Annotated in this window: 1 protein-coding gene; it reads right to left on the bottom strand. The window is 67.4% G+C overall.

Annotation, left to right across the window (positions count from 1 at the left end; translation table 11 throughout):
* Positions 1 to 1,900 (bottom strand): amino acid adenylation domain-containing protein (locus tag A5791_RS20690; RefSeq protein WP_156661529.1); only part of this gene is annotated, 1,900 nt, incomplete at both ends.

The raw sequence follows: 1,900 nt of genomic DNA, 5'->3' as shown, positions 1-1,900 counted from the left end.
CGCGGTGGCCATGTTGTACACCGGGGAGGGCCCCTGCAACTGGTCGATAAACCACAACCGCTGCTGGGCAAACGACAACGGCACCACCGCCGGCCGCGCCACGGCCACCAACGGCGCACGCCGACCCGATCCCCCACCGACTCGACCTGCCAACTGAGCCACCGTGGGCGCCTCGAACACGGTGCGCACCGACAGATCGGCGTCCAGTGCGGCGTCGATCGCGGCGATCAGGCGCATCGCCGAGATGCTGTCGCCGCCGAGGTCGAAGAATGAGTCATCGACCCCGACCCGCTCCAGTCCCAGCACGTCGCAGTAGATGCCGACCAAGATCTCCTCAATGAGGCCGTCCGGGGCCCGATACCCACCAGCGGTGTACTCCGGGGCCGGCAGGGCCCGAATGTCGAGCTTGCCGTTGGGGGTCAACGGCAACGCCTCAACCGACACCACCGCCGCGGGAACCATGTATGCCGGCAGCCGCTCGGCCAACGCAGCACGCAGCTCAACGGGGTCCGCAGTCCCGGTGACATAGCCGACCAGGAGCTTGTCGCCGGGGCGGTCCTCGCGGGCGATCACCACCGCGTGCTCCACCCCGGTCAAACTCGTTAAGACGGTTTGGATTTCGCCGAGTTCGATGCGATAGCCGCGGATCTTGACCTGCGCGTCCGCGCGCCCGACATACTGCAGCTGCCCATCAGTACCCCAACGCACCAAATCTCCGGTGCGATACATGCGCTGTCCCGGTGCCCCCGCACCGCCGAACGGACACGCCACAAACCGCGAGCCGGTCAACCCCGCCCGACCCACATACCCCAGACCGACCCGGGCACCGGCCACATACAATTCCCCGACCGCCCCCGCCGGCACCGGGCGCAACCACCCGTCGAGGACGAACAACGCTGCCCCCGCCAGCGGCGACCCGATCGGCGGTGCCCCGGACTCCGCCCTGAGCGGGGCGCTCAGGGATGCAAAGATCGTCGTCTCGGTGGGGCCGTAGCCGTTGACCATTACCCGCCCTGGCGCCCACCGCTCCACCAGCTCGGGTGGGCACGGCTCACCGCCCACCACCAAGGCCACCGACTCCAATCCCTCGGGGGAGAGCACCCCCAACGCAGACGGGGTTTGATTTAAGACGCTGACCTGTTCAGCGACCAGTAAGGCGTGGAGATCTTCCGGTGAATGGGCCACCTCGTCGGGCACCACCACCAGCCGACCACCCCGCAGCAGGGCGCCCCAAATCTCCCACACCGAAAAGTCGAAGGCCAAGGAGTGAAACTGCGTCCAGACCTGGCCCGGCGCCAGCTCGACGGCGGCATCAAAAGATTCAAATAACCAGGTCACGTTGTGGTGGGTGATGGCCACCCCCTTCGGGACACCTGTGGTGCCTGAGGTGTAGATCAGGTAGGCGATGTCATCGGGGGCCGGCGCCGGCAGCACGGTGCTGGGCTGGGCGTCCACAGTGGGGTCATCGATGTCGATGACCGGTATGTCATGGCCATCCAGCCGATCGACCAACGCTGCGGTAGTAATCGCCGCGACCGGTGTGGCATCGCCGAGCATGAATCCGATTCGAGCCACCGGCAGCGCCGAGTCGATCGGCAGATAAGCCGCCCCGGTTTTTAGCACCGCCAAAATCGCCACGATCGCCTCAGCCGAACGCGACAACAGCAACGCCACACACCGTCCCGGGCGCGCCCCCTGGCGAGCCAAGAGATTCGCCAACCGGTTAGCCGCCTCATCCAGCTCGCGGTAGGTCCACGAACGCGGCCCGCAGGTCAGCGCCACCGCCTCTGGTGTGCGGGCCACCTGCGCGCCAAACACCACTGGCACCGACAGCGCTGGGCTCGCAGGCCTAGTCAACGCGGCGCGGTTGCCCCACTGGTCGAGGCGGGCATGCTCGGGT

The sequence above is a fragment of the Mycobacterium sp. 852002-51163_SCH5372311 genome (genome assembly GCF_001667115.1).
Taxonomy (GTDB): Bacteria; Actinomycetota; Actinomycetes; order Mycobacteriales; family Mycobacteriaceae; genus Mycobacterium.
The sequence above is the reverse complement of the archived record's forward strand: the minus strand, read 5'-3'. Positions and strand labels throughout refer to the sequence as shown.